Here is a 19,808-nt window from a genome sequence, read left to right on the forward strand (position 1 = left end):
TAAACGAGTGTGATGCGATATACTGAGTGGAATCACCACGTCCAGAGCGCATGAGCAAAGCGGCCGCCCCACAGATCGAGCTCGCCAGCGCCGATCCTGACATCGCGCAGGAGATGACGCGCTGGCTGTCGCATCTCGGCGCGGAGCGACGGCTGTCGCCGAAGACGCTCGAGGCCTATGGCCGCGATTTGCGGCAGTGCCTGAATTTCCTCTGCGGCCATTGGGGCGAGCGGGTGACGCTGAAGCGTTTCGCCGCGCTGGAAGCCACCGATATCAGGGCCTTCATGGCGATGCGCCGCGCCGATGATATTGCCGGGCGCTCGCTGATGCGCGCACTCGCGGGCCTGCGCTCGTTTGGCCGCTTCCTCGAACGCGAAGGCAAGGGCAAGGTCGGCGCACTCTCGGCGATCCGCGCGCCGAAAGTCGCAAAGAGCCTGCCAAAGCCGCTGCCGATGGCGTCGGCCAAACGTCTTGCGGACGCCGACGAGCGCGCCGGCGAGGATCGCGAGACCTGGATTTTGGCGCGCGATGCCGCGGTGATGGCACTCCTCTACGGCTCGGGCCTGCGCATCTCCGAAGCGCTGGGGCTGACGCGCCGCGAGGTGCCGCGTCCCGGTGAAGGCGACGTGCTAATCGTGACAGGCAAAGGCAACAAGACCCGCATGGTGCCGGTGCTCCAGAACGTGCTCGAACTGGTGCAGGAGTATGTCGCGATGTGCCCGTATCCGCTGCCGGCCGAAGGCCCGATCTTCGTCGGCGCACGCGGCGGGCCGTTGAGCCCGCGCATCATCCAGCTCGCGATGGAGCGGCTGCGCGGCGCGCTCGGCCTGCCCGACAGCGCCACGCCGCACGCGCTCCGGCATTCCTTCGCCACGCATCTGTTGTCGCGCGGCGGCGATTTGCGCGCGATCCAGGAATTGCTCGGCCATGCCTCGCTCTCGACCACGCAGATCTATACCGGCATCGACGCAGAGCGGCTGCTCGAAGTCTATGCCAGCGCGCATCCGCGGCGCTGATGCTGACATGAAGCTGTCATACCAAGCCTCTCGGCGCGCATGCCTCTTGCGCGGCGCCCGCGGTTCGGTCAATCGTGGGGAGCCGAGCCAGGAGGGACTTATGAGCGCACATGAAAGCATGGAGCACGCCGAGCACGCCGAACACGCGTCCGGGTCGAACAAGAAGATCGCGCTCCTGATCGCCGTTCTGGCGCTGTTCCTGGCGATCTCCGAGACGCTCGGCAAGGGCGCCCAGACCGAATCGATCAGCAAGAACGTCGAGGCCTCCAACCTCTGGGCCTTCTTCCAGGCCAAGAGCATCCGCCGCACCGTGGTGCAGACCATGGCCGACCAGGGCAAGCTCATCCTCGGCGCGGCGAGCGACGAGGCCAACAAGGTGGCCGTGCAGAAGCAGATCGAGGACTGGCAGAAGACCGCGCAGCGTTACCGCTCCGAGCCCGAGACCGGCGAAGGCACCGAGCAGCTGGCCGAAAAGGCCAAGCACGCCGAGCATGAACGCGACGAGGCGACTGCGAAATATCATCACTTCGAGCTGGCGTCCGCCGCCTTCCAGATCGGCATCGTCCTGGCCTCGGCGACGATCATCACCGGCATGCTACCGCTCGCCTGGATCGCGGGCCTGCTGTCGCTTGCCGGACTTGGAATGACCGTGCTCGGCGCATGGTCGCCGCATCTGCTGCATCTGCATTGAGGCTCGTAACCCGCATGAGCGCAGCGACATGCGGGGAGCCACAATAAGGAATCCCGGATGTCGCTTTGCTCATCCGGGCTACGCGACGCTCATTGCGTCGACGCTCAACGCGCTTCGTGCACGCTCTTGCGAAAACGCTGGATCAGGCGGAGGGTTCGTGAGGACCAGCCTTCGCCGTTGCCGGCGATCAGCTCCTTGATGCGCCGCTTGACCGGATCGACCAGCTCGGCGGCCTTGGCACGCAGCTTCAGCACCAGATCATAAAGCCGCTCGAACCAGTGCATCTCCATCAGCTTGTCGCGCGTCACGTCGAACACGAAGGCGGTGACACCGACCCCGAGCAGCTTTGCGAACACGATGGTGAAGACCGCGCTGGTCCAGTATTCGTGCGTGAGCAGCCACAGGCCGACCAGCTTGAGCGGAAACAGCGGGATGATGGGCACGGCGAACACGATCAGCGTCATCGCCGGCGACAGCGCATCGACGCGGTCCGACAGCCATTGCTTGAACCGGGCGAGCGGGACAATTGCGACAACCCGCGCGACGATCGGTTCGAGATGGTCCCACAGCCAGGCTTCGATCAGGAAGATGATCGCAAGCAGGACCCAGACCGGTTGAAGCAGGCGGCGTAGCATGTGTTTCCCGCCCGATTCGGCGCTGGGCGCCACCTACATATGGATGGCCCGCTTGCCGACTGCAAGCGCGGCTTCCTTGATGGCCTCGGAGCGGGTCGGGTGCGCGTGGCAGGTGCGCGCGAGATCCTCCGCGCTGCCGCCAAACTCCATGAGAACGGCCGCCTCATGGATCATTTCACCGGCCTCAATGCCGATAATGTGCACGCCGAGCACGCGATCGGTCTTCGCATCTGCGAGAATCTTCACAAAGCCGTCGGTGGTCTGGTTGACCTTGGAGCGGCCGTTGGCGGTAAAGGGAAACTTTCCGACCGTATAAGCCACGCCCGCCTGCTTCAGCTCCTCCTCGGTCTTGCCGACGGAGGATACTTCCGGCGTGGTATACACGACGCCTGGGATAACATCGTAGTTCACGTGGCCGGCCTGCCCCGCGATGATCTCGGCAACCGCGACGCCTTCATCCTCGGCCTTGTGCGCGAGCATCGGGCCCGCGACGACGTCGCCGATGGCATAGACGCCCTTCACGCTGGTGGCGAAGTGCGGATCGATCTGCACGCGGCCGCGATTGTCGAGCGCAACGCCGGCTTCCTTCAAGCCCAGCCCATCCGTGTACGGCACACGGCCGATACAGACGAGAACGACATCGGCTTCCAGCGTCTCGGCAGCGCCGCCGGCGGCGGGCTCGACCGTCGCCTTCAGCGCCTTGCCGGAGGTGTCCACGCCCGTGACCTTGGCACCCAGCTTGAGCGTAAAGCCCTGCTTCTCCAGGATGCGCTGGAATTGCTTGGCAATCTCCCCGTCCATGCCGGGCAGGATGCGGTCGAGGAATTCGACGACGACGACTTCGGCGCCGAGACGCTTCCACACTGAGCCGAGCTCGAGGCCGATCACGCCGGCGCCGACGATCAAGAGCTTGCCGGGGACCTTGTCCAGCGACAGCGCGCCGGTCGACGACACGATGCGCGTCTCGTCGATCTCGATGCCCTTGAGCCGCGCGATGTCCGAGCCGGTGGCGATCACGATGCTCTTGGTCTCGATCACTTGCGACTTGCCGTCGGCGGAGATCTCGACCTTGCCGGTGCCGAGAATCTTGCCGGCGCCCTTGAGCACGTCGATCTTGTTCTTCTTCATCAGGAACTCGACGCCCTTGACGTTGCCGTCGATGCCCTGCTGCTTGAAGTTCATCATCGCAGGCAAATCGAGCTTCGGCGCGGAAACGCTGACGCCCATCTTGGCGAAGGAGTGTCCGGCCTCCTCGAACATTTCGGAGGCGTGCAACAGCGCCTTCGACGGCATGCAGCCCACATTGAGGCAGGTGCCGCCGAGCGTCGCGTTCTTTTCCACCACGGCGACTTTCATGCCGAGCTGCGCTGCACGCACCGCGCAGACATAACCGCCCGGTCCGGTGCCGATGACGACGAGATCGTATGCCATGAGAGAAAGTCCCGTAAGTTTAGCGTTGAGGGATGTGTCAGCGTCCGCGCGGCGCGTCAGCGTCCGCCGGACACATCGAGAATGGCTGAGGTGACGTAGGAGGCCTCGTCCGACATCAGCCAGACGATGGCATTGGCGACTTCATCGGCAGTACCGACGCGCTTCATAGGCACCATATGGGCCAGACGATGGGCGCGGTCGGGCTCACCGCCGGCAGCGTGGATTTCGGTGTCGATCAGGCCGGGCCGGATGCCCGCGACACGAATGCCCTCGCCGGCAACCTCATGGCCGAGGCCGACGGTGAAGGAATCGATCGCGCCCTTGGACGCGGCATAGTCGACATAGGTGTTCGGCGCGCCGAGCTTGGCAGCAACCGACGACAGATTGACGATGACGCCGCCCTGGCCGCCGTGCCTGGTCGACATCCGCTTCACTGCTTCGCGCGCGCAGAGGATGGAGCCGGTGACGTTGACCGCCATCACGCGCTGGATGCGCTCGGCCGACATCTCGTCGACGCGCACGCCGCTGGTCCCGACAATACCGCCATTGTTGACGAGCGCCCCGAGCGTGCCGAACGCGTCCGCGGCCTTGAACAGCGCCAGGATATCGCTTTCCTCGGCGACGTCGCATTTCACCGCGATGGCCTTGCCGTTGCTGGCCGCGATCTCGGCGACCACCTCGTCGGCGGCGGTCTTGTTGCTGGCATAGCCGACCACGACGCGAAAGCCGCGCGCGGCCGCCGCAATCGCGGTCGCCCGCCCGATGCCGCGGCTGCCGCCGGTGATGACAACGACTTTATCCGTCACGCGCGTCTCCATGGTTCGACACGCGCCGTCGCGAAAGGCGACGGCGCTCGCAGAGCATCAGCGATCAGAGATCGAGCACCAGGCGCGCCGGATCTTCCAGGCTCTCCTTGACGCGAACAAGGAAGGTCACGGCTTCCTTGCCGTCGATGACGCGGTGATCGTAGGACAGCGCCAGATACATCATCGGGCGGACCTCGATCTTGCCGCCGACGACCATCGGCCGCTCCTGGATCTTGTGCATGCCGAGAATGCCGGACTGCGGCGCGTTCAGGATCGGGGTCGACATCAGCGAGCCGTAGATGCCGCCGTTCGTGATGGTGAAGGTGCCGCCCTGCATCTCGTCGATCTTGAGCTGGCCGTCGCGGGCACGGCGGCCGAAATCGGCGATGCCCTTCTCGATCTCCGCGATCGACTTGTTGTCGCAGTCGCGCACCACGGGCACGACGAGGCCCTTGTCGGTGCCGACGGCGACGCCGATGTGGTAGTAGTTCTTGTAGATCAGGTCGGTGCCGTCGATCTCGGCGTTGACGGCCGGGATGTCCTTCAGCCCCTGCACGACGGCCTTGGTGAAGAAGCCCATGAAGCCGAGCTTCGAGCCGTGCTTCTTCTCGAACGCATCCTTGTAGTGCGCACGCAGCGCCATGACGTTGGTCATGTCGACCTCGTTGAAGGTCGTGAGCATGGCGGCGGTGTTCTGCACGTCCTTGAGGCGGCGCGCGATGGTCTGGCGCAGCCGGGTCATCTTGACGCGCTCTTCGCGGGCTGCGTCATCGGCCGGCGAGGGTGCGCGAACCTGGACCGCTGCGGCCGGCTGGTTGACCGGGGTCGGCGCCGAGGCCGCACGCTCGATCGCGGCGAGCATGTCGCCCTTGGTGACACGGCCGTCCTTGCCGGAGCCGGGAACGGTCGAGGCGTCGATGCCGGTCTCGGCCGAGAGCTTTCGCACGGAGGGCGCGAGCGGCGAGTCGGCCGGCGGTGCTTTCGACGCGGCCGGGGCGGCGGATGGAGCCGCCGCGGCGGGAGCAGGCGCGGGCGCGGCAGCCGGCTTGGCGGGCGTCTTTGCGACGCCGGCCGTGCCCTCGGTGATCTGTCCGAGCAGCGCACCGACCGCAACGGTCGTGCCATCTGCGGCGATGATCTCGCTCAGCGTGCCCGCGGACGGCGCCGGGACCTCAATGGTGACCTTGTCGGTCTCGAGCTCCACCAAGGGCTCGTCGACGGCGACAGCATCGCCTGCTTTCTTGAACCAGCGGCCGATGGTGGCCTCGGTGACGGATTCGCCGAGGGTCGGCACACGAATTTCAGTCATGGTCTTTTCCTTAAGGAGATCGCCAATGCGGTCGGGAATTTTCAGGTGTCATCGGCCGGCGAAAAGCAGGCCATCCAGCAAGCCGAAACGTTCGCATTCACCACGGACGCCACGGTTTGCCGGATGCCCCGCTCCAGTGCGCCATGGCACACAAGGCGGGGCATGACGCAGCTCGAAAAAGTTCAGCTCAATGCTTCGTCCAGGAACGCCTTCAGCTGCGCCTGATGCTTCGACATCAGACCCGTGGCGGTCGCGGCGGAGGCGGCGCGGCCGACATAACGCGGACGCCGGCTCGCACCGTTCACCTGGTTCAGCACCCATTCCAGATAGGGCTCGATGAAGTGCCAGGCACCCATGTTGCGGGGCTCTTCCTGGCACCACACCACTTCGGCCTTCTTGAAGCGCGACAGCTCGGCCACCAGCGCTTTGAGCGGCACCGGATAAAGCTGCTCGACGCGCATCAGGTAGATGTCGTCCATGCCACGCTTCTCGCGCTCCTCGTAGAGGTCGTAATAGACCTTGCCCGAGCAGAGCACGATGCGGCGGATCTTCTCGTCGGGAACGAGCTTGACCGCTTCGCCCGGCAGCATCTGGGCGTCGTCATACAGGATGCGGTGGAAGGTCGTTCCCTTCGCGAGTTCCTCGAGACGCGACACCGCCCGCTTGTGACGCAGCAACGACTTCGGCGTCATCACGATCAGCGGCTTGCGGATCTCGCGGTGGAGCTGCCGGCGCAGCACGTGGAAATAGTTCGCCGGCGTGGTCGGATAGACCACCTGCATGTTGTCTTCCGCGCACATCTGGAGATAACGCTCCAGGCGCGCCGAGGAGTGCTCTGGTCCCTGGCCTTCATAGCCGTGCGGCAGGAGGCAGACGAGTCCGGACATGCGCAGCCATTTGCGCTCACCCGAGGAGATGAACTGGTCGAACACGACCTGCGCGCCGTTGGCGAAGTCGCCGAACTGCGCTTCCCACAGGGTCAACGTGTTCGGCTCGGCGAGCGAATAGCCGTATTCGAAGCCGAGCACGGCTTCTTCCGACAGCAGCGAGTTGATGACCTCGTAATGGCCCTGCTCGTGACCGAGATGGTTGAACGGCGTGTAGCGGCTCTCGTCTTCCTGGTCGATCAGGACCGAGTGGCGCTGCGAGAAGGTGCCGCGCTCCGAATCCTGTCCGGACAGGCGGACATGGTGGTTCTCGTTGAGCAGCGTGCAGAACGCCAGCGCCTCGCCGGTCGCCCAGTCGATGCCCGTGCCGCCGTCGATCGCCTTGGCGCGGTTTTCGAGGAAGCGCTGGATGGTGCGGTGGACGCGGAAACCATCCGGCACCTTGGTGATCTTGCGACCGATGTCCTTCAGGGCGGCGATGTCGACGCCGGTGACGCCGCGCCGCGCGTCTTCTTCCTGATCCGCGATCTTGAAGCCGGCCCATTTGCCGTCGAGCCAGTCGGCCTTGTTGGGCTTGTAGCCGGAGCCGGCTTCGAGTTCGGCATCGAGCCGCGCGCGCCAGTCGGCCTTGGCCTTCTCGACCTCGCCCTCCGTCAGCACGCCTTCGCTGATGAGACGGCGGGCGTAGAGCTCGAGCGTCGACGGATGGGCCGCGATCTTCTTGTACATCACCGGCTGGGTGAAAGCCGGCTCGTCGCCCTCGTTATGGCCATGCCTGCGGTAACAGAACATGTCGATGACGACGGGCTTGTGGAATTTCTGCCGGAACTCGGTCGCGACCTTGGCCGCGAACACGACGGCTTCCGGATCGTCGCCGTTGACGTGGAAGATCGGCGCGTCGATCATCTTCGCCACGTCGGACGGGTAAGGCGACGAACGGGAATAACGCGGATAGGTAGTGAAGCCGATCTGGTTGTTGACGATGAAGTGCACGGAGCCGCCGGTGCGGTAGCCCTTCAGGTCCGACAGGCCGAAACATTCCGCGACCACGCCCTGGCCGGCGAACGCGGCGTCGCCGTGCATCAGGAGCGGCATCACCGAGATGCGCATATCCGGCGGATCGCCGTGCTGGTCCTGCTTGGCGCGGACTTTTCCGAGCACCACGGGATCGACGATCTCGAGATGCGAGGGGTTGGCGGTCAGCGACAGATGGATGCGGTTGCCGTCGAACTCGCGATCCGAGGACGCGCCGAGGTGATATTTGACGTCGCCCGAGCCTTCGACCGCATCAGGATTGGCCGAACCGCCCTTGAACTCGTGGAACAGCGCGCGGTGCGGCTTGCCCATCACCTGGGTCAGCACGTTGAGGCGGCCACGATGCGGCATGCCCAGCACGACCTCCTTCACGCCGAGATTGCCGCCGCGCTTGATGATCTGCTCGAGCGCGGGGATCAGCGATTCAGCACCGTCCAGGCCGAAGCGCTTGGTGCCGGTGAACTTGGTGTCGCAGAATTTCTCGAAGCCTTCGGCTTCGACCAGCTTCATCAGGATGGCGCGGCGGCCTTCGCGGGTGAAGGAAATTTCCTTGTCCGGCCCCTCGATCCGCTCCTGGATCCACGCCTTCTGCGCGGCGTTGGTGATGTGCATGAACTCGACGCCGAGCGTCTGGCAGTAGGTGCGCTCGCAGATCGCGGTGATTTCGCGCAAGCTGGCGTATTCGAGACCGAGCACATGGTCGAGAAAGATCTTGCGGTCGAAATCGGCTTCGCTGAAGCCGTAGGTCCGCGGATCGAGCTCTTCGCGATTGCGCTGGGCTTCGATGCCGAGCGGATCGAGCTTGGCGTGGAAGTGGCCGCGCATGCGGTAGGACCGGATCAGCATCAAGGCGCGGACCGAGTCGCGGGTGGCCTGGAGCAAATCGGCGGAGGAGAGGCCGCCGCCCTTGTCGCCGCCCTTGGCCTGCGCCTTGGCGGCGATCTTGGCGCCGACCGTCTTCTCGACTTCGGCCCAATTGCCGTCGAGCGCGGAGGTCAGATCGTCCTGCGGGGTCAGCGGCCAGTTGGCGCGCTCCCAGGACGGGCCTTGGGCGTTCTTGCTGATGTCGCCCGGCTGGTCGTTGAGGCTCTTGAAGAAGTCCTGCCACTCGGCATCCACCGAGGACGGGTCCTTCTCGTAGCGGGCGTAGATTTCGTCGATGTAGGTGGCGTTGGTGCCCTGCAAAAAGGAGGAGAGGGCAAAGGCTGCGTTCGCGTCTTGGCGAGACATACTTGAGTTCCTGGCGATTTCGGTTCGCGCATAACAAACGGCGCTGGCGCTGGGCTCCCCGGCAGAGGACCAGCGCGACAGGCACCATTTACCCTATTTGCTGCGAAACTTCGCCCGGAAAATTACGAAGGTGTGAATCAGGCTTTCAATTTTTCGGCAAGCGTATGCCCGAGCCGAGCGGGAGACGGGGACACTGTAATTCCAGCCGATTTCATCGCGTCGGTCTTGGAACCGGCGTCACCCTTGCCGCCCGAAATGATCGCGCCGGCGTGGCCCATGCGGCGGCCGGGAGGGGCCGTGACACCGGCGATGAAGCCGACCATCGGCTTCGTGCGGCCGCGCTTGGCCTCGTCCTTGAGGAACTGGGCAGCGTCCTCCTCGGCGGAACCGCCGATCTCGCCAATCATGATGATCGACTCGGTCTTGGGGTCGCCGAGCAGCATTTCCAGCACGTCGATGAACTCGGTTCCCTTGACCGGATCGCCGCCGATGCCGACCGCGGTGGTCTGGCCGAGGCCTTCCTGGGTGGTCTGGAACACGGCTTCGTAGGTCAGGGTCCCCGAGCGGGAGACGATGCCGACGCTGCCGGTCTTGAAGATGTTGGCCGGCATGATGCCGATCTTGCACTCGCCTGCGGTCATGACGCCCGGGCAGTTCGGCCCGATCAGGCGCGACTTGGAGCCGGCCAGCGAACGCTTCACCCTGACCATGTCGATGACCGGGATACCTTCCGTGATGCAGACGATCAGCGGGATCTCGGCATCGATGGCCTCGCAAATCGCATCGGCCGCGCCCGGCGGCGGCACGTAGATCACCGATGCATCGGCACCGGTCTTCTCACGCGCCTCGCGCACGGTGTCGAACACCGGCAGGCCCAGATGCGTCGCGCCGCCTTTGCCGGGCGAGGTGCCGCCGACCATCTTGGTGCCATAGGCAATCGCGGCCTCCGAGTGGAAGGTGCCGTTCTTGCCGGTAAAGCCCTGGCAGATGACCTTGGTGTTCTTGTCGATCAGGATGGACATGAGGTCTGCTTTCGCGAAACTAACGAGTGAGAGGTCAGTGGATGCGGCGGTAGACGCCGGTGAGCACGTCGGCCCAGCCTTCCGCGTCCGGCGAGAACTGGATCTTCAACGAATAGGAATCGTCGTCGATGATTTCATAGACGTGGCGTGCATTGCCGCGGAGCGAGCCGCGCACCAGCGTCAGGGTCTTGCCGACCCATCCGCCGGAGGCAGGCGAGGGCGGCGTGTAGCCGAGCGAATCGTACCAGAACAATTTGTAGGTCCGGTCTTCGCGGTCGAAGGTGAAGATGCCGTGGGTGGCGAAGCTCTGCTTGCCGTCGCGGGTCTGGACCGAGTCCTGGATCAGGTAGAAGCCGTTGAGATCCATGTGGGCCACGACGTGAGAGGTCGCCGTCCCGCCCTCCGTCCAGCGCGACGGAAAGACCACCTCTTCGCCATTCCATTCACCGGCGAACGCGGCAAGACGCGCGTGCTCCGGCAGCGGGGATGATGCAGCGAGATGGTCCTGGGTCATGGCCTCAGCCTTCCTTGACGGCCTTCACGATCTTCTGCGCGGCGTCGTCGAGATTGTCGGCCGGCACCACGTTCAGGCCGGATTCACGGATGATCTTCTTGCCCAGCTCGACATTGGTGCCTTCGAGGCGAACCACCAGCGGCACGCTGAGGCCGACCTCGCGCACGGCGGCCGTGACGCCCTCGGCGATCACGTCGCACTTCATGATGCCACCGAAGATGTTGACCAGGATGCCCTTTACGTTCGGGTCCGCTGTGATGATCTTGAAGGCGGCCGCGACCTTCTCCTTGCTGGCGCTGCCGCCGACGTCGAGGAAGTTCGCCGGCGCCATGCCGTAGAGCTTGATGATGTCCATCGTCGCCATCGCGAGGCCGGCGCCGTTGACCATGCAGCCGATATTGCCGTCGAGGGTGACGTAGTTGAGGTCGTGTTTCGACGCTTCGATTTCCTTGGCGTCTTCCTCGGTCTCGTCGCGCAGCGCGAGCACCTCGGGGTGACGGAACAGGGCGTTGTCGTCGAACGACACCTTGGCGTCGAGCACGCGGAGCTGGCCCTGCTTGGTCACGACCAGCGGGTTGATCTCCAGCATCGACATGTCCTTGGCGACGAACGCCGCGTAGAGCTGCGCGGTGAGCTTCTCGGCCTGCTTGGCGAGATCGCCGGAGAGTTTCAGCGCGTTCGCGACGGTGCGGCCGTGATGGCCCATGATGCCGGTCGCGGGATCGATCGAGAAGGTCACGATCTTCTCAGGCGTGTTATGCGCGACGTCCTCGATGTTGACGCCGCCCTCGGTCGACACCACGAACGAGACGCGCGAGGTCTCGCGGTCGACCAGGATCGAGAGGTAGAATTCCTTGTCGATGTCGGAGCCGTCCTCGATGTAGAGGCGGTTGACCTGCTTGCCGGCGGGGCCGGTCTGGATGGTGACGAGCGTGGCGCCGAGCATCTGCTTGGCGAATTCGGAAACTTCCGCGGCCGACTTGGCGATGCGGACGCCGCCCTTGTCGCCGGCCGAGGCTTCCTTGAACTTGCCCTTGCCGCGGCCGCCGGCGTGGATCTGGCTCTTCACAACCCAGACCGGGCCCGGGAGTGCCTTTGCCGCCGCGTCCGCATCGGCCGCCTTCAGGACCGGAACGCCCTTGGAGATCGCGACGCCGAACTCGTTCAGCAGCGCTTTGGCCTGATATTCATGGATATTCATATGGTCGCTCCCTGAACCCGCGGGCGGTGACCTCGTAGGCCCACCTCAGTCTTGTGGCTGGCATACCATATACCACAGGAACTGCAACCCGGATTCTCTGACATCGATCTCTGGACTTGCGGACCAGGACCCGCCCCAATCTTAAACAAGGTTTGGCGGACCCCGGAAATGAAACCGCCGAAGACCGGTTTTCGATCTTCGGCGGAATGTTTCGACCTTAGCGGCCCAGAAGATCGGGTGCGATCTTCTTGCAGGCATCAACCAGACCCTGCACCGCGCCGACCGACTTGTCGAAGGCTTCGCGATCCTTGCCGACGAGCTCGATCTCGACGACGCGCTCAACGCCCTTGGAGCCGATCACGACGGGCACGCCGACATACATGTCCTTCACGCCGTATTCGCCGTTCAGGTAGGCGGCCGAGGCCAGCACGCGCTTCTTGTCACGCAGATAGCTCTCGGCCATCGCGATCGCGGAAGCCGCCGGTGCGTAGAAGGCCGAGCCGGTCTTGAGGAGGTTGACGATCTCGGCGCCGCCGTTGCGGGTACGGTCGACGATCTCGTCGAGGCGCGCCTGCGAGGTCCAGCCCATCTTGACGAGATCGGGCAGCGGGATGCCGGCGACGGTGGAATATTTTACCAGCGGCACCATGGTGTCGCCATGGCCGCCCAGCACGAAGGCGGTGACGTCTTCGACCGAAACGTTGAACTCGTCGGCCAGGAAGTAGCGGAAGCGCGACGAATCCAGCACGCCGGCCATGCCGACGACCTTCTTGTGCGGCAGGCCGCTAGCCTTCTGCAGCGCCCAGACCATCGCGTCGAGCGGGTTGGTGATGCAGATGACGAAAGCGTCGGGGGCGTATTTCTTGATGCCGGCGCCGACCTGTTCCATGACCTTGAGGTTGATCGAGAGGAGGTCGTCGCGGCTCATGCCGGGCTTGCGCGGCACGCCGGCGGTGACGATGCAGACTTTTGCGTTGTCGAGCGCCTCGTAGGAGTTGGCGCCGGTGTAGTGCGCGTCAAAGCCGTCGACCGGCGAGGACTGCGCGATGTCGAGCGCCTTGCCCTGCGGCACGCCCTCGGCGATGTCGAACATCACCACGTCGCCCAGCTCTTTCAGGCCGATGAGATGAGCCAGCGTTCCGCCGATCTGACCGGAGCCAATCAAAGCAATCTTGTCGCGCGCCATGTGAACCTGTCCTTTAGACACGTAAGGAGGGGAAAACTGAGACGGGTGGTTATCCCTTTCGCCTCCCCCGTTCAAGTCACGGGTTGCCCAATTGTCGGGCTTGCCGGGATAGCAGCCAGAATACCCAGGCTGTCATTCCGGGATGCGCCAACAGGCGCAGGCCCGGAATCCATGAGGCGGCAGAGTCGGCGGCAGGATGGATTCCGGGCTCGCGACTTCGTCGCGCCCCGGAATGACGCCGGAGAAGATGGTGAAATAGGACTTAAGTCTCCACCAACCCCTTGGTCGAACCGCTGGCGGTGGAATCCTTGCGACCGTGGGGCAGTGCCAGATAGGATTCCGAGCTCATTTCGATCAGGCGCGAGGCGGTGCGCTTGAACTCGTTGGCCTCGTTGCCCTCATTGGCGAGATAGAGCGAGATCGGGTTGGCATCGGCCGAGGCCATCAGCTTCACGGCATTGTCATAGAGCGTGTCGATCAGCGTAATGAAACGCTTGGCGGCGTTGCGCTGGGAGAAATCCATCACTGGAATATGGTCGACCAGGATGGTGTGATAGTCGTGCGCCAGCCTGAGATAGTCGGATGCCCCGAGCGGCTTCTCGCAGAGATCGGCGAACGCGAAGCGCGCCACGCCGTGGGCCGAGCACGGCACGTGCAGGATGCGGCCCTTGATCGAAATATCGCGCGACTTGCATTTGGCGCTGCCTGACATCTTCGACCAGGCGCGGTCGAGCGCGGCGTCGGCTTCGGTGTCTGCCGGCGTCAACCACATCGGCACGCCCTGAAGCTTTTCCAGCCGGAAGTCGGTGCGCGCGTCGAGCCGCAGCACGTCCATGTGGTCGGTGATCTGTTTGATAAAGGGCAGGAATAGCGAACGGTTCAGACCGCCCTTGTAGAGGTCGTCAGGCGCGACGTTGGAGGTCGCAACCACCACGGTGCCGAGCTCCAGCAGCTTTGCGAACAGGCGGCCGAGGATCATCGCGTCCGCGATGTCGGTGACGTGGAATTCGTCGAAACAGAGCAGCCAGCTCTCCTCGAAGATCGCATGCGCCGTCAGCGCGATGACGTCGCCGTCGGCGATCTCGCCGCGGGCGATGCCCTGGCGAAAATCGTAGATGCGCTCGTGCACATCGGCCATGAATTCGTGGAAATGCGCGCGCCGCTTGTGCTCGACGGTCGAGTGCTGGAAGAACAGATCCATCAGCATGGTCTTGCCGCGGCCGACCTCGCCATGGACGTAGAGCCCATGCGGCGCCTCGTCCTTGTCGCTGCTGAACAGGCGGCTGAGCAGGCCCTGCTTGCGCTGCGGCTTGTAATCGGCGAGCCGCTGGTCAAGCGCCGCATAGGCGTCGGCGATTTCGGCCTGCGCAGCGTCGGGCTCGATCGCACCGGACGCGATCTGGGCCTGATAGGCTTCGCGGAATGAGGAACTGGGGGTCGAGAGCATGCTCTTTACCGCCAGAGATGAGCGGAAATTGCAACTCCGTATTGGCGCAAGGGCTTATGCGCTCCGCCCACATCCACGTGGTCGGAGGCGAATAATTGAGATATCACAGGGCTAAAGCGGCTACTTTGAGGTTCCTGGCATGGCCCTTAGTATCGAGGACTCCGAGATCGAACGTCTCGAGAGGCGTCTGGCGCAACTCACTGGCGAGACGGTTGCCCTTGCTACGACGCGAGCTATCGAAGAGCGCCTCAGGCGCATCGACAATCAGTACTGCAAAACTGCTCTTTTGGAGGATATGGCCGCAATCCGTCGACGCTGGAGCGAGCTGCCTGTATTAGCCGACCGGATGCCCGACGAAATAGTTGGATACGACGAACACGGATTGCCATTCTGACTTCAGTCGATGCTAGGCATCTACGCGCCATATGGGTCGGCGTCGCTCCATCTTCTGCGAGCCAGACTCACTCACACAACTCATAAGCGTCCTCGACCACATACGGGCCGCCGCCCGTCGATGCGCGGGACGAGAACAGTACGAAACGTTCGGCCGTGAACGCCTTGCTGGGAAAATAGCCTCGCAGCGAGAGATAATCGGCGACGTCGCGGTCGGTGGCGTCGTGCAGCCGGGCCAGCGTGACGTGCGGGATGAACTTGCGGCCTTCAGGGTCGAGGCCGATCCGCTGCATCAGGCGCTCGAGCTCGGCCTGCAATTCCATCAGCGGCTTGCTCGGCACGATGGTGGCGACCACCGCGCGCGGCTTGCGTCCGCCGAAACTCTGCAAACCCTGCACCTTCACCTCGAACGGCTTGCGGTCGACGCGAAACAGCATCGAGGCGATTTCGTTGGCGGACATGCCATCGATATTGCCGATGAAGCGCAGGGTGACGTGATAATTTTCGGGATCGATCCAGCGGGCGCCGGGAAGGCCGCCCCGCAAATTGGAAAGCGACTGGCCAATCTCGGCCGGAATTTCCAGACCAGTGAACAAACGCGGCATCGTTTCGCACTCCCGATGCTTGGGCATGATCTCAGGGAAAGATCATATCCAAATTTTAGAGCCGGCGACGAATCACCGGTACCTCAATTCCTATCGCAGTTGTGTGACTCTGCGAAGCATCGCGCGCCTTACTCCGGTAAAACCCTGGGAATTACGGTTAGCGTTGCCTGCTTTTCAACGCCGCTGCTCAGCTATCGTGCCAATGAATGCCTCAACCGTGGGCAAGATATTCCTGACGATGATGTCGACGCCGGGCGCGGTCGGATGAATGCCGTCGGCCTGGTTGAGCTTGGCATCGGCCGCGACACCGTCGAGAAAAAACGGATAGAGCGGCACGCCGAATTTTTTCGCCAGATCCGGATAAATCGAATTGAAGCGCGCGGCATAGTCCGCGCCGTAATTCGGCGGCGCCAGCATGCCGCACAGCATCACCGCGATCTTGCGCGCCTTGAGGCGCTGGACGATCTCGGTGAGCGCGGCGCGGGTCAAATCGGGATCGATGCCGCGCAACGCGTCGTTGGCGCCGAGCTCGATGATCACACCGTCGGTTCCGTCGGGGACCGACCAGTCGAGCCGGTCACGCCCCCCCGAGGAGGTGTCGCCGGACACCCCGGCATTGGTCATGTCGACCTCTATGCTTTTGTTTTGCAAGGCTTTTTGAAGTTTTGTGGGGAACGCCTCCTGGGCCGGGAGGCCAAGGCCGGCGCTCAGGGAATCGCCGAGAACCACCAGCTTGATCGGTTTCGCCGCCTCGGCCCAAGCCGGAGTCCATGCCGGATTTGCGACCGTCATCAAAGCGAGCATCAACACGGCTATGTGCATGAACAATCCGTAACGCCTCTCGACCGCGCGTGCGGAGTTGCCATATGACCGGACCATGGATACTCGCATCTCTTCCTCGTCGCTCGCCGACAGCTCGGCGGACACCATCGCCATCTCCAACGTCAATCTGTCATTGGGTACGGGCGCGGCACGCGTTCACATTCTCAAGGATATCAGCCTGCGCGTCGGCCGGAGCGAGACGATCGGCCTGATCGGCCCGTCAGGTTCGGGCAAATCCACGCTGCTGATGGTGATGGCGGGGCTGGAGCGTCCTGATAGCGGAGAGGTGGTGGTCAGCGGCACGCCTTTCAATGCCCTCGATGAGGACGCGCTGGCCCGCTTCCGCGGCCGCCAGGTCGGCATCGTCTTCCAGTCCTTCCATTTGATCCCGACCATGACCGCCCTGGAGAACGTCGCGGTGCCGCTCGAGCTTGCGGGCAATCCCGACGCCGCCAAGCGCGCGGCGCAGGAGCTGCAATCGGTTGGGCTCGGCGACCGTCTGCATCATTATCCGACCCAGCTTTCCGGCGGCGAGCAGCAGCGCGTGGCGCTGGCCCGCGCGCTGGCCCCCGATCCCGCGATCCTCGTTGCCGACGAGCCGACCGGCAATCTCGACGAAGCCACGGGACAACAGATCGTCGACCTCCTGTTCAGCAAGCATGCCGAGCGCGGCATGACGCTGGTGCTGGTCACGCACGATTCCTCGCTCGCGCATCGCTGCGATCGCGTGATCCGCCTGCGCTCCGGGCGCATCGACACGCAGTCGGCGCCGGCATGAGCCTCGCTGCCGAACCGTTTGCGAAGCCCAATGGCGTTGCGCTGTCGCTGCGCTACGCGCTGCGCGAATTGCGCGGCGGCCTGCGCGGCTTCTACGTCTTCATTGCCTGCATCGCGCTCGGCGTGATGGCGATCGCCGGTGTCGGCTCGGTCTCGGCGAGCCTGAGCGACGGCCTCGCCCGCGAGGGCCGTACGCTGCTCGGCGGCGACGTGTCCTTCGTCTTGTTTCAGCGCGAGGCGAAGCCGGAGGAAGTCGCCTTCCTGCGTTCGCGCGGCACCGTCTCGAGCGCCGCCACACTGCGCGGCATGGCGCGCTCGGCCGAGGGCAAGCTGGCGCTGGTCGAGATGAAGGCCGTCGACGACACCTATCCGATGCTGGGACAGCTGACGCTGGCGCCGCCGCTGCCGATGTCCGACCTGCTCGCGGAGCACGACGGCGCGTTCGGCGCGGCCGCCGATCCGACGCTGCTGGCGCGGCTGTCGCTCAAGACCGGCGATCGCGTCACCGTCGGGGCTGCGACGTTCCAGATCCGCAGCGCCGTCGAAGCCGAGCCCGACAAGCTCGCCGGCGGCATCGGCTTCGGCCCGCGCTTCCTGATCAGCGAAGCGGGCCTGCGCGCCACGGGGCTGGTCCAGCCCGGCAGCCTGGTGCGCTGGGTCTACCGGGTGAAGCTGCCGGAGATCGCCAACGGCGAGCGCGCCACCGAAGCCTTCATCGCGGATTCGCGCAACGCTGCGCCGCAGGCCGGCTGGGAGGTCCGCAGCCGCTCCAACGCCTCGCCGCAGCTCGAGCGCAACATCAACCGCTTCACGCAGTTCCTGACGCTGGTCGGCCTTGCCGCGCTGCTGGTCGGCGGCGTCGGCGTCGCCAATGCCGTCAAGGCCCATATCGACCACAAGCTCGAGGTGATCGCGGCCTTCAAGGCCGTCGGCGCCACCGGGCGCGACGTGTTCGGCATCTATCTCGCCCAGGTTCTCCTGCTCGCCGCGATCGGGTCGCTGATCGGCCTCGCGCTCGGCGCCGCCATGCCCTTCGCAATCGTCGGCCTGTTCGGCAAGCTGCTGCCGCTGCCGGTGGTGCCGGCGGTGCATGCCGACGAACTCGCGCTGTCGTTCGTCTACGGGCTGCTTACGGCGCTTGCATTCGGCCTGTGGCCGCTCGGGCGGGTGCACGACGTGCCGGTGGCCGCGCTGTTCCGCGACACCATCAGCTCCGAATGGCACCGGCCGCGCTGGAGCTATCTCGTCTTCATGGCCGTCGTGATCGCGCTGCTCATCGCGGTCGTGATCGGGCTGTCCTTCGACAAGCGCATCGCCGCGGTGTTCGTGGCCTCCTCCGTGGTCGTGTTCGCGCTGCTGCGCGGCATTGCCGCTCTGCTGATGACGATCGCACGGCGGCTGCCGCGCACGCGGTGGCCGATGCTGCGGCTTGCGATTGCCAACATCCACCGGCCGGGCGCACTGACGCCCTCGGTCGTGCTGTCGCTGGGCCTCGGGCTGGCCGTGCTCGTCACCATCACCCAGATCGACGGCAATCTGCGCCGGCAGTTCCTGGCGGCGCTGCCCGAGCACGCACCGTCGTTCTTCTTCATCGACATTCCGAGCACGCAGGCCGAGCAGTTCGACTCGTATCTGCGCCAGATCGCCCCTGGCGCGAAGGTCGACGACGTGCCGATGCTGCGCGGGCGGATCGTCGGAGCCCGCGGCGTCCGCGCCGAAGAGCTCAAGCCCAGCACCGATTCCGAGTGGGTGCTGCAGAGCGACCGGGGGCTGACCTATACCGCCGAGCTGCCGAAAGGCTCCAAGGTGGTCGAGGGCGAGTGGTGGAGCGCCGATTATTCCGGCCCGCCGCTGGTTTCGATGGAGAAGAAGATCGCGGACGGACTCGGCCTCAAGCTCGGCGACGAGGTCGTGGTCAATATCCTCGGCCGCGACATCCCCGCAAAAATCAGCAATCTGCGCAGCATCGACTGGCAGGGCCTCGGCATCAATTTCGTCCTCGTGTTCTCGCCGAACGCGTTCAAGGGCGCGCCGCACACCCACATCGCGACGCTGACGGAAGCCGGGGGCGATGCGGCCGGCGACGGCAAGATCATCAGGGAGGTTGCTGACGCCTATCCGATGGTGACGAGCGTGCGCGTGCGCGAGGTGATGGAGACGGTCGGCTCGGTCGTGACCAACCTGGCGCTGGCGATTCGGGGCGCCAGCGCGGTGACCCTGATCTCGGCGATCCTGGTGTTGGGCGGCGCGCTCGCCGCCGGCCATCGCCACCGGGTCTACGATGCTGTAATCCTCAAGACCCTGGGCGCGACCCGGCTGCGGCTGCTCGGCGCCTATGCCCTCGAATACCTCCTGATTGGCCTCGCTACGGCGGTGTTCGGCGTTATCGCCGGCAGCGTCGCGGCCTGGATGATCGTGACCCGGCTGATGACCCTCACTTTCGTCTGGCAGGGCGGCAGCGCCGCCGGCGTGGTCGCGGCTGCCTTGGTCGTCACGGTCGGCCTCGGGCTCGCCGGCACGCTGCTGGCGTTGAACAAAAAGCCCGCCACGGTGTTGCGGAATTTGTGACAAATGGTAGCGGGCGGCTGCGCGGGAGCGAAATCGCACGATTCCGGCGATTAACCACGTCCGCTCGTCTGGATTGCAGGGAAGGGCGACATTCAGCCGCGCGTGGACGGTTGCAGCGGATGTGTTAGTTTCCCACATATCGAGTGGGTTCGGAGCCCCGATTGTTAGCCAAAATTTAGTCGGCAGACATCGGTATCCGAGATAGAGTTTGACGAACCGGCGGCATGGCGACC

17 protein-coding genes are annotated in these 19,808 nt (G+C 64.6%); 5 read left to right on the forward strand and 12 right to left on the reverse strand.

Annotated elements, in window-relative coordinates:
* The first annotated feature begins 50 nt into the window (after window positions 1-50).
* Both ABIB91_RS29855 and ABIB91_RS29860 read left to right on the forward strand, forming a co-directional pair.
* Window positions 51-1,016: a tyrosine recombinase XerC gene (locus tag ABIB91_RS29855; RefSeq protein WP_354169810.1), complete on the forward strand. Its 966-nt coding sequence runs from the start codon at window positions 51-53 to the stop codon at window positions 1,014-1,016.
* Window positions 1,017-1,116: 100 nt separating this feature from the next.
* On the forward strand, window positions 1,117-1,707 hold the full coding sequence (locus tag ABIB91_RS29860; RefSeq protein ID WP_007598882.1) for a DUF4337 domain-containing protein: 591 nt from the start codon (window positions 1,117-1,119) through the stop codon (window positions 1,705-1,707).
* Between the two features lie 104 nt (window positions 1,708-1,811).
* Here ABIB91_RS29860 and ABIB91_RS29865 read toward each other — a convergent pair whose 3' ends face one another.
* From ABIB91_RS29865 to zapE, 10 genes are all read right to left on the reverse strand, one after another.
* Window positions 1,812-2,342: a hypothetical protein gene (locus tag ABIB91_RS29865; RefSeq protein WP_219681808.1), complete on the reverse strand. Its 531-nt coding sequence runs from the start codon at window positions 2,340-2,342 to the stop codon at window positions 1,812-1,814.
* Window positions 2,343-2,375: 33 nt separating this feature from the next.
* Window positions 2,376-3,773 (reverse strand): dihydrolipoyl dehydrogenase, encoded by a 1,398-nt coding sequence (gene lpdA, locus ABIB91_RS29870; RefSeq protein ID WP_354169812.1) that lies wholly within the window; start codon window positions 3,771-3,773, stop codon window positions 2,376-2,378.
* Window positions 3,774-3,829: 56 nt separating this feature from the next.
* Window positions 3,830-4,591: an SDR family oxidoreductase gene (locus tag ABIB91_RS29875; protein WP_088941101.1), complete on the reverse strand. Its 762-nt coding sequence runs from the start codon at window positions 4,589-4,591 to the stop codon at window positions 3,830-3,832.
* Between the two features lie 52 nt (window positions 4,592-4,643).
* The gene (gene odhB / locus ABIB91_RS29880; RefSeq protein ID WP_354169814.1) at window positions 4,644-5,888 is read right to left on the reverse strand and encodes a 2-oxoglutarate dehydrogenase complex dihydrolipoyllysine-residue succinyltransferase; all 1,245 of its coding nucleotides are present in this window, start codon (window positions 5,886-5,888) and stop codon (window positions 4,644-4,646) included.
* A gap of 182 nt (window positions 5,889-6,070) precedes the next feature.
* The gene (locus ABIB91_RS29885) at window positions 6,071-9,040 is read right to left on the reverse strand and encodes a 2-oxoglutarate dehydrogenase E1 component (protein ID WP_007604326.1); all 2,970 of its coding nucleotides are present in this window, start codon (window positions 9,038-9,040) and stop codon (window positions 6,071-6,073) included.
* A gap of 137 nt (window positions 9,041-9,177) precedes the next feature.
* Window positions 9,178-10,062, reverse strand: coding sequence for a succinate--CoA ligase subunit alpha (gene sucD, locus ABIB91_RS29890; protein WP_354169817.1), 885 nt, complete (start codon window positions 10,060-10,062; stop codon window positions 9,178-9,180).
* Between the two features lie 34 nt (window positions 10,063-10,096).
* On the reverse strand, window positions 10,097-10,576 hold the full coding sequence (locus tag ABIB91_RS29895) for a DUF1579 family protein (RefSeq protein WP_007598873.1): 480 nt from the start codon (window positions 10,574-10,576) through the stop codon (window positions 10,097-10,099).
* Window positions 10,577-10,580: 4 nt separating this feature from the next.
* Window positions 10,581-11,777, reverse strand: coding sequence for an ADP-forming succinate--CoA ligase subunit beta (gene sucC / locus ABIB91_RS29900; RefSeq protein ID WP_007598871.1), 1,197 nt, complete (start codon window positions 11,775-11,777; stop codon window positions 10,581-10,583).
* Between the two features lie 217 nt (window positions 11,778-11,994).
* The gene (gene mdh, locus ABIB91_RS29905) at window positions 11,995-12,963 is read right to left on the reverse strand and encodes a malate dehydrogenase (RefSeq protein WP_007598869.1); all 969 of its coding nucleotides are present in this window, start codon (window positions 12,961-12,963) and stop codon (window positions 11,995-11,997) included.
* A 262-nt stretch (window positions 12,964-13,225) separates the two neighbouring features.
* Complete coding sequence (zapE, locus tag ABIB91_RS29910; RefSeq protein WP_007598866.1) at window positions 13,226-14,410, reverse strand: cell division protein ZapE; 1,185 nt, start codon at window positions 14,408-14,410, stop codon at window positions 13,226-13,228.
* A 139-nt stretch (window positions 14,411-14,549) separates the two neighbouring features.
* Here zapE and ABIB91_RS29915 point away from each other — a divergent pair, with 139 nt between their 5' ends.
* Entirely contained in the window at window positions 14,550-14,804 is a 255-nt protein-coding gene (locus tag ABIB91_RS29915) for a type II toxin-antitoxin system VapB family antitoxin (RefSeq protein WP_354169820.1), read from the forward strand.
* Between the two features lie 67 nt (window positions 14,805-14,871).
* Here the strand turns inward: ABIB91_RS29915 and thpR are convergent, their stop codons facing one another.
* Window positions 14,872-15,408, reverse strand: a complete 537-nt coding sequence (gene thpR, locus ABIB91_RS29920) for an RNA 2',3'-cyclic phosphodiesterase (RefSeq protein WP_007598862.1) — start codon at window positions 15,406-15,408, stop codon at window positions 14,872-14,874.
* 174 nt (window positions 15,409-15,582) lie between these two features.
* Window positions 15,583-16,230, reverse strand: a complete 648-nt coding sequence (locus tag ABIB91_RS29925) for an arylesterase (protein ID WP_354169823.1) — start codon at window positions 16,228-16,230, stop codon at window positions 15,583-15,585.
* A gap of 55 nt (window positions 16,231-16,285) precedes the next feature.
* Between ABIB91_RS29925 and ABIB91_RS29930 the strand changes: the two genes are divergently transcribed.
* Together ABIB91_RS29930 and ABIB91_RS29935 are read left to right on the forward strand one after the other, a co-directional pair.
* A complete protein-coding gene (locus ABIB91_RS29930; protein ID WP_007604314.1) occupies window positions 16,286-17,008 on the forward strand; it encodes an ABC transporter ATP-binding protein in 723 nt (240 codons plus the stop codon).
* Window positions 17,005-19,575, forward strand: coding sequence for an ABC transporter permease (locus tag ABIB91_RS29935; protein ID WP_354169825.1), 2,571 nt, complete (start codon window positions 17,005-17,007; stop codon window positions 19,573-19,575). The genes ABIB91_RS29930 and ABIB91_RS29935 overlap by 4 nt, the downstream gene beginning before the upstream one ends.
* Window positions 19,576-19,808: the final 233 nt, after the last annotated feature.

It is taken from the genome of Bradyrhizobium sp. JR4.3 (genome assembly GCF_040547695.1).
Taxonomy (GTDB): Bacteria; Pseudomonadota; Alphaproteobacteria; order Rhizobiales; family Xanthobacteraceae; genus Bradyrhizobium; species Bradyrhizobium canariense.

Bases quoted from the DNA above. Each gene is read 5' to 3' on its own strand.
- sucD (WP_354169817.1), bottom strand. From the start codon at position 10,062: ATGTCCATCCTGATCGACAAGAACACCAAGGTCATCTGCCAGGGCTTT.
- ABIB91_RS29865 (WP_219681808.1), bottom strand. From the start codon at position 2,342: ATGCTACGCCGCCTGCTTCAACCGGTCTGGGTCCTGCTTGCGATCATC.
- odhB (WP_354169814.1), bottom strand. From the start codon at position 5,888: ATGACTGAAATTCGTGTGCCGACCCTCGGCGAATCCGTCACCGAGGCC.
- ABIB91_RS29935 (WP_354169825.1), top strand. From the start codon at position 17,005: ATGAGCCTCGCTGCCGAACCGTTTGCGAAGCCCAATGGCGTTGCGCTG.
- ABIB91_RS29895 (WP_007598873.1), bottom strand. From the start codon at position 10,576: ATGACCCAGGACCATCTCGCTGCATCATCCCCGCTGCCGGAGCACGCG.
- ABIB91_RS29930 (WP_007604314.1), top strand. From the start codon at position 16,286: ATGGATACTCGCATCTCTTCCTCGTCGCTCGCCGACAGCTCGGCGGAC.
- ABIB91_RS29855 (WP_354169810.1), top strand. From the start codon at position 51: ATGAGCAAAGCGGCCGCCCCACAGATCGAGCTCGCCAGCGCCGATCCT.
- ABIB91_RS29885 (WP_007604326.1), bottom strand. From the start codon at position 9,040: ATGTCTCGCCAAGACGCGAACGCAGCCTTTGCCCTCTCCTCCTTTTTG.
- thpR (WP_007598862.1), bottom strand. From the start codon at position 15,408: ATGCCGCGTTTGTTCACTGGTCTGGAAATTCCGGCCGAGATTGGCCAG.
- zapE (WP_007598866.1), bottom strand. From the start codon at position 14,410: ATGCTCTCGACCCCCAGTTCCTCATTCCGCGAAGCCTATCAGGCCCAG.
- sucC (WP_007598871.1), bottom strand. From the start codon at position 11,777: ATGAATATCCATGAATATCAGGCCAAAGCGCTGCTGAACGAGTTCGGC.
- ABIB91_RS29915 (WP_354169820.1), top strand. From the start codon at position 14,550: ATGGCCCTTAGTATCGAGGACTCCGAGATCGAACGTCTCGAGAGGCGT.
- mdh (WP_007598869.1), bottom strand. From the start codon at position 12,963: ATGGCGCGCGACAAGATTGCTTTGATTGGCTCCGGTCAGATCGGCGGA.
- ABIB91_RS29925 (WP_354169823.1), bottom strand. From the start codon at position 16,230: ATGCACATAGCCGTGTTGATGCTCGCTTTGATGACGGTCGCAAATCCG.
- lpdA (WP_354169812.1), bottom strand. From the start codon at position 3,773: ATGGCATACGATCTCGTCGTCATCGGCACCGGACCGGGCGGTTATGTC.
- ABIB91_RS29860 (WP_007598882.1), top strand. From the start codon at position 1,117: ATGAGCGCACATGAAAGCATGGAGCACGCCGAGCACGCCGAACACGCG.
- ABIB91_RS29875 (WP_088941101.1), bottom strand. From the start codon at position 4,591: ATGGAGACGCGCGTGACGGATAAAGTCGTTGTCATCACCGGCGGCAGC.